This window comes from Alkalibacterium sp. m-11 (assembly GCF_054658155.1).
Genome location: NZ_BAAGIR010000540.1, coordinates 1 through 255 on the forward strand (window position 1 = coordinate 1; position 255 = coordinate 255).

The window sequence follows — 255 nt, forward strand, 5'->3', positions numbered from 1 at the left end:
TGTCTTGAACTAATTTCTTGAACCGTTCTTCGAGAGAGGGATTCAAGAAAATCTTTCGTCTGTACCGAGGACAAAACACAAAATGATAGTTGATGAGGCTGACGGTTGTTTTAGTTCTACGGTAATTATCCATGTATCCATTATACTCTATACGTGTATGAAAACATACCGAACATACTCAAAAAATATTCGAATATATCACAGGGCTTTCGAGTTCGCCAAAGCGAACCCTCATCCCTGCCGAGCTATCATCCC

General features: G+C 40.0%; 1 protein-coding gene. It reads right to left on the minus strand.

Features of this window, described 5'->3' with window-relative positions:
* The coding region (locus ACYQ2O_RS13515) for a transposase (protein WP_459796860.1) at nucleotides 1-133 on the minus strand (133 nt) is incomplete at its 3' end.
* Nucleotides 134-255: the final 122 nt, after the last annotated feature.